The organism is Microbacterium sp. NPDC097977, from assembly GCF_040302605.1.
In the GTDB taxonomy this organism is placed as follows: Bacteria; Actinomycetota; Actinomycetes; order Actinomycetales; family Microbacteriaceae; genus Microbacterium.
In genome coordinates, this window is record NZ_JBEOUR010000038.1 from 22,708 (window position 1) to 34,658 (window position 11,951).

At 69.6% G+C, this 11,951-nt stretch carries 11 protein-coding genes; 1 reads left to right on the forward strand and 10 read right to left on the reverse strand.

Annotated elements, in window-relative coordinates; genetic code table 11:
- Positions 1–220 precede the first annotated feature (220 nt).
- The 10 genes from ABTZ43_RS10240 to ABTZ43_RS10285 all read right to left on the reverse strand — a co-directional run bounded on the left by ABTZ43_RS10240 (position 221) and on the right by ABTZ43_RS10285 (position 11,217).
- A complete protein-coding gene (locus ABTZ43_RS10240; protein WP_350538709.1) occupies positions 221–3,958 on the reverse strand; it encodes an SCO7613 C-terminal domain-containing membrane protein in 3,738 nt (1,245 codons plus the stop codon).
- The gene (locus ABTZ43_RS10245) at positions 3,955–4,176 is read right to left on the reverse strand and encodes a helix-turn-helix domain-containing protein (RefSeq protein ID WP_045253857.1); all 222 of its coding nucleotides are present in this window, start codon (positions 4,174–4,176) and stop codon (positions 3,955–3,957) included. Before ABTZ43_RS10245 ends, ABTZ43_RS10240 begins: the two co-directional genes overlap by 4 nt.
- Entirely contained in the window at positions 4,176–4,652 is a 477-nt protein-coding gene (locus tag ABTZ43_RS10250; protein ID WP_253384163.1) for a DUF2975 domain-containing protein, read from the reverse strand. Before ABTZ43_RS10250 ends, ABTZ43_RS10245 begins: the two co-directional genes overlap by 1 nt.
- 137 nt (positions 4,653–4,789) lie before the next feature.
- Positions 4,790–5,437, reverse strand: coding sequence for a spermidine/putrescine ABC transporter substrate-binding protein (locus ABTZ43_RS10255; protein ID WP_350538710.1), 648 nt, complete (start codon positions 5,435–5,437; stop codon positions 4,790–4,792).
- Between the two features lie 60 nt (positions 5,438–5,497).
- Positions 5,498–5,989: a DUF6121 family protein gene (locus ABTZ43_RS10260; protein ID WP_350538711.1), complete on the reverse strand. Its 492-nt coding sequence runs from the start codon at positions 5,987–5,989 to the stop codon at positions 5,498–5,500.
- Between the two features lie 8 nt (positions 5,990–5,997).
- Positions 5,998–7,029 carry an ABC transporter gene (locus tag ABTZ43_RS10265; RefSeq protein ID WP_350538712.1) on the reverse strand — a complete coding sequence of 344 codons (1,032 nt, stop codon included), beginning with the start codon at positions 7,027–7,029 and terminating at the stop codon, positions 5,998–6,000.
- A gap of 132 nt (positions 7,030–7,161) precedes the next feature.
- On the reverse strand, positions 7,162–7,314 hold the full coding sequence (locus ABTZ43_RS10270; RefSeq protein ID WP_188042311.1) for a hypothetical protein: 153 nt from the start codon (positions 7,312–7,314) through the stop codon (positions 7,162–7,164).
- A gap of 99 nt (positions 7,315–7,413) precedes the next feature.
- Positions 7,414–8,337 carry a sugar ABC transporter permease gene (locus ABTZ43_RS10275; protein ID WP_350538713.1) on the reverse strand — a complete coding sequence of 308 codons (924 nt, stop codon included), beginning with the start codon at positions 8,335–8,337 and terminating at the stop codon, positions 7,414–7,416.
- Position 8,338: 1 nt separating this feature from the next.
- Positions 8,339–9,943 carry an ABC transporter permease subunit gene (locus ABTZ43_RS10280; RefSeq protein ID WP_350538714.1) on the reverse strand — a complete coding sequence of 535 codons (1,605 nt, stop codon included), beginning with the start codon at positions 9,941–9,943 and terminating at the stop codon, positions 8,339–8,341.
- Positions 9,944–10,008: 65 nt separating this feature from the next.
- Positions 10,009–11,217: a sugar ABC transporter substrate-binding protein gene (locus ABTZ43_RS10285; protein WP_149422489.1), complete on the reverse strand. Its 1,209-nt coding sequence runs from the start codon at positions 11,215–11,217 to the stop codon at positions 10,009–10,011.
- 188 nt (positions 11,218–11,405) lie between these two features.
- Between ABTZ43_RS10285 and ABTZ43_RS10290 the strand changes: the two genes are divergently transcribed.
- Entirely contained in the window at positions 11,406–11,894 is a 489-nt protein-coding gene (locus ABTZ43_RS10290; RefSeq protein ID WP_230108335.1) for a YajQ family cyclic di-GMP-binding protein, read from the forward strand.
- Positions 11,895–11,951 lie beyond the last annotated feature (57 nt).

Consider the following 11,951-nt stretch of genomic DNA (forward strand, 5'->3'; position numbering starts at 1 on the left):
TCTCTCCTCATAGTGCTGCACGGTGACAGCGTGATGGGTTTCACATCATGACCCACCGGCACGCCGGAATCGACGGGCTTTTGCAGTGGTGGGTATGCCGTGGGGGCGGATCGGCCATGGAGCCGACGCCCAGCACGCACGTCGAGACGTGCACACACCTGATCAAGTGTAATGCCGCGTAACGTGGCGGTCAAATGAGCGGCGGCTCCGGCCTCGTCCCTCAGCGCAGATCGCGCATCCGCGCCGCGACCGTTCCAGCCTCCCCCGTCCTGCGCTCGGCGGTCACCGCGATGATCAGGAGCACCGCGCCCATGACCGCGAGCGTGATCCACCACGGCATCGACTCGATGCCGCGACCGATCTGCACGGAGAACACGAAGACGTTCTCGATCGGCAGCACGATCAGGCCGAGCAGGAAGGGCGCCGCCAGACGGTTCCTCGAGCCGACCAGGATGGCGGCGAGGGCGAGCACCATGACCAGGATCGCCCGCCAGGTGAGCGGATCCGTGAACGTGGAGACGACCGAGGCCAGCATCATCGTCGCGATCCCCGGGGCGAGCAGCGCCCACGAGCCTGTCCAGCGCCCCGGCCAACTGTCGAGCGACGCCCGCCGCGGGTCGGGGTGCGGATCCGGCCCCCGCAGGAGGGCGATCGCGCCGGCGACGAGGAGGAACGCTCCCAACGGCAGCGAGAACCACTCGACCCTCAGGTCGCGCGGACTCCACGCCACGACGGCGGTCACGAACGCGATCGCGAACAGGAACCACGTCGGTGGGGCGGTGGTCGTGCCGACCACCGTGCGGGCGGCGACCGCCACCGTCGCGACCAGGTAGGCGATCATCAGCATCCACATCGGCCAGATCGAGAACCAGTCGCGTTCGATCGCGAACCAGGTGCCTGCGGCGAGAGCGAGCGCGGCCGGCGCGCCCAGCCAGCGTGTGCGCCGCAGCGCCGACGCGCTGCCGGCCGCTCGGCGGATGCCCGCAGCGGCGAGGGCGAGGGCTGCGGCTCCGACGGCGCTGACGCCGAGGCACAGCGCGAACAGCCCCGCCCCGTGCAGCGACGGCAGATCGCCGCCCAGCCCGATCCTCATGCCCTGGATCGGCCCGGCCGTCGCCGCCAGCCCCGCGGCCACCAGCGTCGGCATGCGGAGCGCCCGCAGTCGGCGCCGCCGGAGCCCGGCACGACCCCCGCCGATCGCCTTCTCGAGGGCGAGCAGCCCCCAGGATGCCGCGAGGAGCCCCGCCACGCGCCAGACGACGGGCGACGGCCCGTCTGCCGTCTCGGGCTCCGCGAGAGAGATGAGCGCGAGGATCGGGCCGAGCGCGATCAGCAGGCCGGCGGAGTACAGGGCGGTCGCCCGCCGCCCCCGGATCGTGAGGAGCACCGCGACGACCGCGGCCCCCAGCGCCGGCGGGAGCAGGTAAGCCTCGAACAGGTCGACCCCGGTGATCCCCCACACGCACCAGAGGGCCCCGGTGAACGACGCCCCGGCGACGGACCACGCGTAGCGCCGGGCGCTGAAGAGTCCTGCGGCGACGGCGCCGAGGCCGATCACCAGGAGCACGATCAGGGTCGTGCCGAGACCGGCGGCCTCGCGCCCCACGGAGAGACCGACCGCGATCATTCCGGTGAGCAGTGCGGAGGCCTCGATCGCCACCCGCGCGGCATCCGCGGCGAGGGCCGAACGCCCCCGATTCCGGAGCACATCGCGGAGGAGGGTGGATGCCGGGAGCGCCAGACCGACGAGCACCGCGACGATCGGGAGGGCGACGGGCGATCCGCTCGAGTCGAGCAGCTGGGCGCCGAGACAGACGACCACCACGGCGAGCGTCGGCACGAGCATCGCCGCAGCCGCCGTGCGCACGGGCACGGTGAGACCCGGTCGCCGGGTCAGCAGCAGCGTCAGTGCGAGCACGAACATCAGCCCGGTCGACAGGGCGGTCCATCCGCTGCGCTCCTCGATCACCTGCAGCACCCCGATCCCGAAGGGGACCGCGGAGACGACGAGCACCGCCTGCCAGCTCCGCGCGCCGACGAGGGGCAGGTAGGTGGTGGCGATCGCGACCAGGAGACCGGCGGATGCGGTGAGGCACAGCCGTGCGATCCCGTCGACCCCGCCCTCCCCCAGTGCTGTCGCGACGACGACCAGTGCGTACGAGAACCCGGCTCCGACGTAGAGGAAGCGCCATCGCGACGGCTGCACCCCGGCGAGGGCGACCAGACCGATCAGCGTCGCCGCCCCCGCGCCGGGTACGGCCGCGGTGTCGCGCCAGGCGACCATGACGGTCGCGAGGAGCGCGAGATGCGCGGCGACGACCAGGATCACGCGCACGCCCCTGCCCGCCACGTGCGCGGGCATCCACCGGATCGCGGCGGCGACGGCCACAGCCGACCCCGCCAGCACGGCGATCGCCGCGGGCAGCACGAGCAGACCGCCGCAGCCCAGCACGAGCAGGGCGAGGGCGACGGCGACGAGGGACAGCCGGGATGCAGCGGGGGCGAGCCGCACGATGCCGATCCGTGTGCGCGCGAGGAGGTGGAAGGCGCCGAGACCGGCACCCACCACGCCGAGGCCGAGGGGCGTGCCCCCTCCGACCACTCCGGAGCCGTCGACCCAGGGCGCTTCGCCGACGAAGGCGGCGACCGTGAGCGCGCCGGTGACCGCGGCCGAGGCGAGGAGCGCCAGCACAGGCAGGGCGAACACGGTCAGCGCTCCGCCCGCGACGGGGCCCCGCGGCACACGGTGCGGCAGCGGCAGGAGCGCTCCGACGAGCACCAGGGCCGCGGATGCCGCAGCGGGCGCGATCGCGAGCTGCCAGGAGGCGTCGATCTCGCGAACGGAGGGGATCGCATAGACCGCGAGCAGGATCGCCGCCGCCCCCGTCGCGCCGGCGACGAACGACCAGAGCGGCGTCAGCGCCTGACGCCCGGCGATGAGGGCGTGCGAGGCGACCAGAGCGAGCAGCCCGCTCGTCACGAGCAGGAACAGCGAGACGTCGTCGATCTCGATCCGCCACATCAGGACGAGTGCCGCGATGGTCGCGATCACCTGCGCCCCGACGAGGGTGACCCGTTCGGGTGCGGGCGGCCGCAGGAAGTCGATGGCGGCGGCGCCCGCGAACGCCATGCCGAGTGCGCCTGCCGTGGCCGTGAGCGCCGTCGCTCCGGCCAGGCCCAGCATCGCCGGGGTCAGCGTCAGCGCCACGACGGCCACCCACTGCCAGACCCTGATGCGGTGACGTCGCCCCGCGCTCCGCACGGCCGGGGCGACGACAGCCGTGATGACGGCGGCGCTGAGCCACGGATGCACCTCCGGCGCCGCGAGCTGGGCGACCGCGTGGATGTCGAGGCCGGCGAACACCAGCCCCAGCGCCCCGACGGCCTCGGCCGAGAACCGCAGTCCACGGCGGGCGAGCAGCCACGCTCCCCCGAGGAACAGCAGGGTGATGAGCCCGACGATCACGCTGCGCAGGGCGCGGTCGGCGAGATCCGGGTTGAGATAGGTGAACACCACGGCGGCGACGGCGACGAGCCCTGCACCCGCCGTTGCGAGCACGGACTGCAGCGTCGCGCTGCTCTGCGATGCGGACCCGGCCGTCGAGGTGGCCACGGGATCCGCGCCCGCCGGCGCACGGGACGGCTCCGACGCCGATACGGCGGGCGACGGCGCGGTGAGTGCCGACGGTGCGGCGGTTCCTTCGGCAGCGACCGGCGGGATGCGCCGCAGCACCGCATCCCTCGCTCGCATCGCACCGGCGGCCGTCAGAGACGCGCTCCACAGTTCCGATCCGACGGGACCGCGCAGGTCCGAACCGCACGTGCGGCACCATCCGTCCGCCAGCTCGGCCTGACACACCGGGCACGCTCCGAGGTCGAGCAGGTACCGGGCGACGGCCTCGCCCCAGGTGAGCTCATCGGTCGACGGCGACGAGGACTCCAGCGACGCGGGGGTCATGACTGCTCCTCCGTCTCGGGCACCCAGCGCAGGATGTCGCCCGGCTGGCACTCCAGCACCCGGCAGATGGCCTCGAGCGTCGTGAAGCGCACGGCCTTGGCCCTGCCGTTCTTGAGCACGGCGACGTTCGCGGGGGTGATCCCGATGGCATCCGCGAAGTCCTGCACGCTCATCTTCTTCATGGCGAGCTGTACGTCGAGATCGATCACGATGGGCATCAGACGACTTCCGAGAGATCCTGCTCGAGTTCCAGCGCCTTGCGCAGGAGCCCGCGCAGCACCACGACGAGCAGGGCGAGCGCCGCGCTCACCACGATGCCGAGCACGGCCAGCAGCGTGAGGGACAGCGACACGGCGCGACTGCCGACGATGACGACATAGGAGACGAGGATCAGCAACCCCGCGGCGACGAGCGCGCCGAGGATGATGTCGACGTAGCGGAACGCCTCGACGCGGAAGATGCGATCGGTCTGCACCAGCGAGAGCAGGAACCAGACGCAGACGAGCGTCACCTCGATGAGCCCGATGAAGATCACCGCCCCGATGATCCCCGGGACCTCCAGCTGGTCGACGTCGGGGTTGCGGATCGCGGTGATGCGGGCGACCGCGGGGATCACCAGCGTCTGGCTGGCGACCAGGAGGCCGAGAAGGAGGACGATGAGCGCCTTGAGAGCGCGGGAGATACGAGGTTGCATGGTTCGCCTATCGATCGCCAATGGGTATCTATCGAAAAACGATACCTATGGCGCACTGCCGTCGCCAGTCGCGGGCGCGTCTCTCAGCGGATACGCAGACGCGCACCGTGTTGCGCGGGAGCGCGGCTGCCCGGCGCCTAGGCCTGATCGGAGTCGAAAGGAGAGTCCAGCGACTCGGTGAGCTCCGCCAGGAGCGCCTCGATCTGCGGTTCGACATGCTGCGAGATGGCCGCCTGGATGTAGATGCGGTGGCGCAGCAGGATGCGGCAGATCTCGCGCCCCACCATGTTGGCGTACTCGTCGGCCAGCGACACCTCCTGCCGCAGCGCCGCCTTCGCCTCATCGCTCAGCGGCGGAAGCGGGGGCAGGTCGGCGAGAGCCTCGTCGGCCATGCCGGCGATGGTGAAGAGGAAGGGCGCACCGGCGACGGGTTCGGGGTCGAGCGGGAGGCCGTCGAACTCCGGGTCGAGGTTCTCGGCGGGTCGATAGCTGCGCGCACGATTGCGGGCGGCCTGCTGGTCGAGCTCGCGCTGCAGCATCGGCAGGTTGCGTGACGTGTAGTCGGCGACCGCGTGATCGACGATCGTCTTGATCCGGGTCGACAGGCCGTGCTGCACACCGTGCGGCGTGTTCGATCCGATCCCCGCGGCGGAGAGGATCGGGGATCCGAGGCACCGCCGGCAGGGCGCGACGCGGCCTCGGTGGGTGGCCGGCTCCCAGCGCGGCACCCAGCGGATCCAGGCCTCGACGGCCTGGTCTACCTGCGTCTCCAACGAGCGCTCCACACCTAGAGCGTACGGCGCACACGGCCCCTCCGCGCCTATTCACTCCCTGACGGCGGGGCGTCACTCCTCGTCGTCGCGCTCCCAGGGCCAGCGAGGGCGCTCCGATCGAGTGCGCCGGAGGGCGATGCCGCTCCACGCGGCGATGGCGGCGGCCAGAAGAAGCACCGCACTCGCGCCTCCGCGCACGAGGTCGCCGGCGACCACCGTCGCCACGATCAGGTCTCCGCCCGCGACGGCCACCCCGGCCCACACCGCCGCCAGATGCGCGAGCGCGGTCGCGAGCGCGATGGCGGGAGCGGACACGAACGACGGTCGCGTCCTGCGCAGCGCCCCGCGCAGCGACATCGCGAAGACCAGCAGCGCGACGATCATGCCGACGACGCCGGGCACCTGCCCGAGTCCGGGGACCGCGATGATGTCGCGGTCGGTCACGATGCTGACCGCGCCGAGGCCGAACACGGCCAGCGCGAAGAAGCCGATCGTCGCGAGCGCCAGCGCCAAGACGACCGAAACCCCCGCGGACTCGGGTCCACGGGGGTTCGGCGATGACATGCGCGCGACTATCGCGAGAGCGTCGGGCCGGCTTCGAGCGTGCGCTCGTACTCGCGCTGCGCCTCGGCGTTGAGTTCGGTCTTGCGTGCGCCGCTGCGGGCCACCCACGCACCGAACCAGATCGTCAGCTCGCGGGCGAAGACGAACGCCGCGATCGCGAGTGGGTGGAAGAGCTGCGACGACACCAGCTCATTGCCTTCGGTGGCGGTGAGCTGCCAGAACGGCGCACCGAGAAGAGCGCCGAGGATGTGACCGCCGTAGGCGATCACGCCGACGATGATGCCGAAGACGACCCACAGCCCCCAGCGCCCGCGGTTGATGAACGCGCCGAGCAGCCAGAATCCGAGGAAGAACACGACGACGGGCACCCAGAAGCCCCAGGTCGTCAGCGGTGCGAGGGCGGCGTCTCCGATGTTGGCGGCGGTGACGTCGCCGGCGACCGCACCGAGGCCGAGAGTCGCGGCGAGGTACAGCACGGCGAACGCCACGGTCGCGAGCAGGCCGATCGCGCCCGCCGTCCCGCGGTTGCCGCGCTCGCGCGGCGCCTCAGGGGCCTGGACGAAGATCGGCTGCTGCTGCACGGGGACGACCGCGGGCTCGACGACCGCCGTCTCTGCGGCGGCGCTCTCGGACCGCAGGCGGTCGGAGGGCGACGGCTCGGCCGGCACGACGCGCGTCGCGGTGTCGCTGTTCGACGAGTACGCGTCACCCGCGAGCGAGGAGCGCTCCGGGGCCACGGGCGGCACGTACGCCGCAGTGTCGTCGGCGGTCGATGCGTCCGTCTTCACGTCGGGCTCGGGATCCAGGTACCGCGGATCGTTGAGCTCGGGGGTCGAGAAGGTGCCGGGATGGTCGTTCTCCGCTGCCTCGAAGGCGGCGACGTCGGGATCGACGGCAGGACGCACCCGCGACTCGTCCGCGGACGCACCGGGGACTCCCGCACCGGCCGCGGCGGCGGCATCGAGTCCCTCGTTCGCGCTGTCGACGACGTCATCGACGTCCTTCGGCCGCTCGGGCTGGGGAACCTCGGGGTCACTCATGGGGGTGCGCCTCTCATCGGATGTGTGCAGTGCGAGATTACCGCCGCCCGCGCGCCCGCCGACGGAGGCGTGCCGACGTGTCGCAGAGCCGGGGTGCGGCGCTGCTCCTTCAGGCGGGTCCGACGATCGTGATCAGGGGTTGGTGGCGCGCAGCGTGTCCCCGACGAAGGTGGCGATCGCCGGCACGAGGGGGATCGCGAACCAGACGAGCGCGGCTATCACGCCCGTGCACAGCACCGCGGCGATCCAGCTGATCACCATGTTGCGTCCCGAGACTCGTGCCATGTGCTCACGGTACGACCGCGGGCGTCACCCACGACGACGCAACGCCGACGAGGATCCGACGAGACCGGCCTGTGCCCGCACCGTGGATCCGGTGAGGGCTCAGCCCTTGGTCGCGCCCGCCGTGAGCCCGCCGACGATGTACCGCTGCAGGAAGAGGAACAGGATCATGACCGGGATCGCCGCCATCACGGCGCCCGCCGAGAACGCCGACCAGTCCGCGTACCGCGGGTTGGCGACGAGCTTGGTGAGTCCGACCACCAGGGTCTGCTGGTCGACGTCGACGAGCATGACGCTGGCGATCACGTACTCGTTGACCGTGCCGATGAACGACAGCAGCGCGACGACGGCGAGGATCGGCGCCACCAGGGGCAGGATGATCGTGAAGAAGATGCGCGCGTGACCTGCGCCGTCGATGCGGGCAGCCTCGTCGAGCTCCATGGGCAGCGTGTTGAAGAAGCCGTACATGAGGTAGGTGTTCACGCCGAGCGCACCGCCGAGGTAGACGAGGATCAGACCGGTGTGGGTGTTGAGGCCGATGGCCGGGAACCAGTCGCCCAGGGTCGACATGAGCAGGAAGATCGCGACCACCGCGAGCAACTGCGGAAACATCTGCACGACCACGATCGTGACGAGTCCGATGCGACGGCCCGCGAATCGCATGCGCGAGAAGGCATAGGCCGCGAGTGCACCGATGAAGACGGTCACCGCTCCTGTGACGACGGCGATGACCAGAGTGTTCAAGAACCACAGGCCGTACGGATTCTGCGGGTCGCTGAGGATGCGCACGTAGCTGTCGATGCCGATCGCGGAGAACAGCTGGTTCGATCCGGTCAGCGTTCCGCGCGGGTTCAGCGACGCCGACACCACATAGAGCAGCGGGAACAGGGCGAACGCGCTGATGATGATCGCGACGACGTGACGCCATCCGGTGTCGGCGAACCAGGCACCGAGCGAACGACGACGGGGGCCGAGGTTCCGCTCGACCGTGACGGGTGCGGCGGTGCGCGTGTCCGTGGTGCTCATGTCAGTTCAGCTCCTCGAGGGCCTTGGTCTTGCGGAAGCTGACGATCGAGATCGTCGCGACCACGATGAAGATCAGGATCGTGAAGGCGGAGGCGAGTCCGTAATCACGCGACTGACCGGTGAAGGCCACCTTGTAGACCATCGAGATCAGGATGTCGGTGTGCCCGACGGGGATGCTCACATCGTCGAAGCGCGGTCCGCCCTTGGTGAGCATGTAGATCAGGTTGAAGTTGTTGAAGTTGAACGCGAACGACGAGATCAGCAGCGGGGCGACGGTCACGAGCAGCAGCGGCAGCTTGATGCGACGGAAGACCTGCCACGGGTTCGCGCCGTCCATCACCGCCGCCTCGTTCACATCCTCGGGGATCCCCTGCAGCGCCCCCATGCAGACGAGGAACATGTAGGGGAAGCCGAGCCAGAGGTTCACCAGGAGCACGGAGACCTTCGCGAGGGTCGGATCGGTGAGCCAGGGGATCTCCGCTCCCCCGAAGATGACCTGGTTGATGAACCCGAAGCTCTCGTTCATCATGCCGGCCCAGACGAGCGCCGAGAGGAACGCGGGGAACGCATACGGGAGGATCAGGATGATCCGATAGCCGTTGCGGAACCGCATCCGCGTGTTGTTGAAGACCAGGGCGAGCAGCAGCCCGAGGAAGAACGTGGTCGCGACCGAGAGCAGGGCGAACACGAAGGTCCAGATCGTCACCGAGATGAGGGGTCCGCGGATGGAATCGTCGGTGACCGCCCGCACGAAGTTGTCGACGCCGACCGTCGTCTGCCACCCGGGCAGGAGCGCCTCGCCGTCCTCGGCGGTGAAGGCGCCCTCGCCGGTGTCGGTGTAGACCGCGCCTGTCGTCGTGTCGGTGATGGTGTCGGCGTCCGCGTCGTACTCGAGCGTCGAGACGTACAGGTAGCCCTTCTGGCCGTCGGGAGCGCGGAGACTGCCGTCGTTCGGGTCGTCGCTGAACGGCACCGACAGCTTCTCGAGCTCGGCGGAGAGAGTGAAGACCTTGGCGAGGGGAAGGGTGTTCCACCCGTCGACCGCGACGGCCTGACCGCCCTGGAAGTCCGCGTCGACCTCCTCCAACGGCTGCTCGGAGGTGCCGAGCAGAGCGTCGCCGGAGTCGGGATCGGTGACGAGGAGGCCGTAGGTGCCGAACTGCTCGACCACGGTGACCGGGTACGTGGCGGAGTCCTCGACCCGCTCCTGCGCGGAGGCCAGCAGCGACGAGATCGCCTGATCCTTCGTGCCGTTGTGTCCCGTGCCGTAGTTCGTGAAGCCGATGTACCCCGTGTAGAGCAGGGTGAACACCTGGAAGATCACCAGGAAGATGATGCCCGGCGTCAGGTACTTCGCCGGCACCCGCTTGCGGGAGAAGTAGATGTAGTTGACGAGGACGGTGACGGCGACGACGAGGCCGAGCATCAGCCACTCGTGCTGGCCGAAGAGCACGAACGCCGCGTAGAGCGCGATCGCGTCGACGACCGCCAGCAGCAGGATCTTCACCAGCATCCAGCCGATGTGACCGGACGCCGCGTCGGCGATCTTCGCGGCCTGGCGCTGGCGCTTGTTCAAGGGAGCCGTGGGCTCAGCGAGTTCTGTCATCTCGTCCCCGTCGTCGAGCTGCCGGGGCGGACGGTGTCCGCCCCGGCAGGGATGGTGCTGGTGTCTTACTCGGTGGCCGCGGTGACGTCGTCGACCAGCTTCTGCCAGGTCGACGTCGGGTCGGAGCCGTTGATGATCGCCGCCTCTGCGACGCCCCAGAACTCCCAGACCGATCCCATCGCGGGGATGGCGGGCATGGGGACCGCGTCTGCGCCGACGGCCTGGAAGCCGGCGATGATCGGGTCGGATGCCGCGGAGTCGGCGGCCGCCGTCAGAGCGGGCAGAACGTTGCCGGCCTCGAACAGCTCGAGCTGGACCTCTTCGGTGCCGAGGTAGTTGACGAGGAAGTCGTTCGCGGCGACCTTGTTCGTGGACTCGGAGCTGACGAAGAAGCCCTTCACGCCGGCGAACGGCGAGGCGGTCTCGGCGGTGGGGCTCGGGATCGGGTCGATGGCGACGTTGATTCCCGCGTCGGTGGCCGCGCCGACGTTCCACGGACCGGTGAGCCAGAAGGCCGCGGTGCCGTCGAGGAACTGCTGCTTGGCGATCTCGCCGTCGATGTCGGTGTTCAGAGTGCCCGCTGCCCCCTGGGCGGCGAGCCACTCGGCGAAGGCCGTGCCGCCCGCGCTGCCGAGCTGCAGGTCTGCGGAGTCGTAGCTGCCCGAGTCGTCGGTGCCGAAGACGGGAGCGCCGAAGGCCGTCTGGAACGGGTACAGGTGGTACGGGTTGCCCTCGGCGCCCTGCTCGACGACGAAGGCGCCCTTCGCGACCATGTCGTCGAAGCTCGTCGGCGCGTCGGGGACCATGTCGGCATTGCGCAGCACGGCGATGTTCTCGACCGCGTACGGAAGCATGTAGACCGTGCCGTCGTACGTCGCCGCCTGCAGGGCGACGGGCAGGTAGTCGGCCGACGAGTCGCCGAGCTCGAGGGGTGCCACGACGCCGTTGGTCGAGAGCTCGCCGAGCCAGTCGTGGGCGCCCATGACCACATCGGGACCCTTGCCGGTCGGCACCTGCTGGATGAAGTCGTCCTTCATGTCGTCGACGGACTTGCCGACGAGTTCGACCGTGACCCCGGTCTTCTCCTCGTAGGAGTCCGCTGCGCTCTGCAGCGCGTCGACGCGCTCGGCGTCGACCCAGACGGTCAGCGTTCCGCCGGAGTCGCCGTCGGACGCGTCGCCTCCGTCGGTCCCGGTCGAGCATCCGGCAAGGGAAAGGGTCGAAACGAGCGCGATGACCCCGGCGGCAACGATGCCCCTCTTGTTCACCTTCATTGGTGTGTGCCTCTCTGAGTACTGGTGACCTGCATGAACTGCAAGCGCTTACAGTTTGCAACGAGATCGACGGGAATCCCAACGGTGAGGCACGTCGATATCAAGCCGTGACCGGGCGCCTGGAGAAGAGGGGTTGTGGAAACGCTTCCACGAGAGCGGGAAATCGGCGGTATCGATACACTTTGTGCATGGCTGACAGTTCCTTTGACATCGTCTCGAAAGTGGATCACCAGGAGGCCGAGAACGCCCTGAACCAGGCCCGCAAGGAGATCGAGCAGCGCTACGACTTCAAGGGCACCGGCGCATCCATCGCCTGGAGTGGCGAGCAGATCCTCATCATCGCCGGCACGGAGGAGCGTGCGAAGGCCGTGCTCGACGTGTTCCAGAGCAAGCTGATCAAGCGCGGCATCTCGCTCAAGAGCCTCGAGTCGGGTGAGGCGTTCGCGAGCGGCAAGGAGTTCCGCATCGTCTCGACGCTCAAGGACGGCATCTCGTCGGAGAACGCGAAGAAGATCAACAAACTGATCCGCGACGAGGGCCCCAAGGGCGTGAAGAGCCAGATCCAGGGTGACGAGCTGCGCGTGCAGTCCAAGAGTCGCGACGACCTGCAGTCCGTGATCGCGCTGCTCAAGGGCGCCGATCTCGACCTCGATCTGCAGTTCATCAACTACCGGTAATCATCGAACGGCGAAGGGGGCGGATGCGCACGCATCCGTCCCCTTCATCGTTCGCGC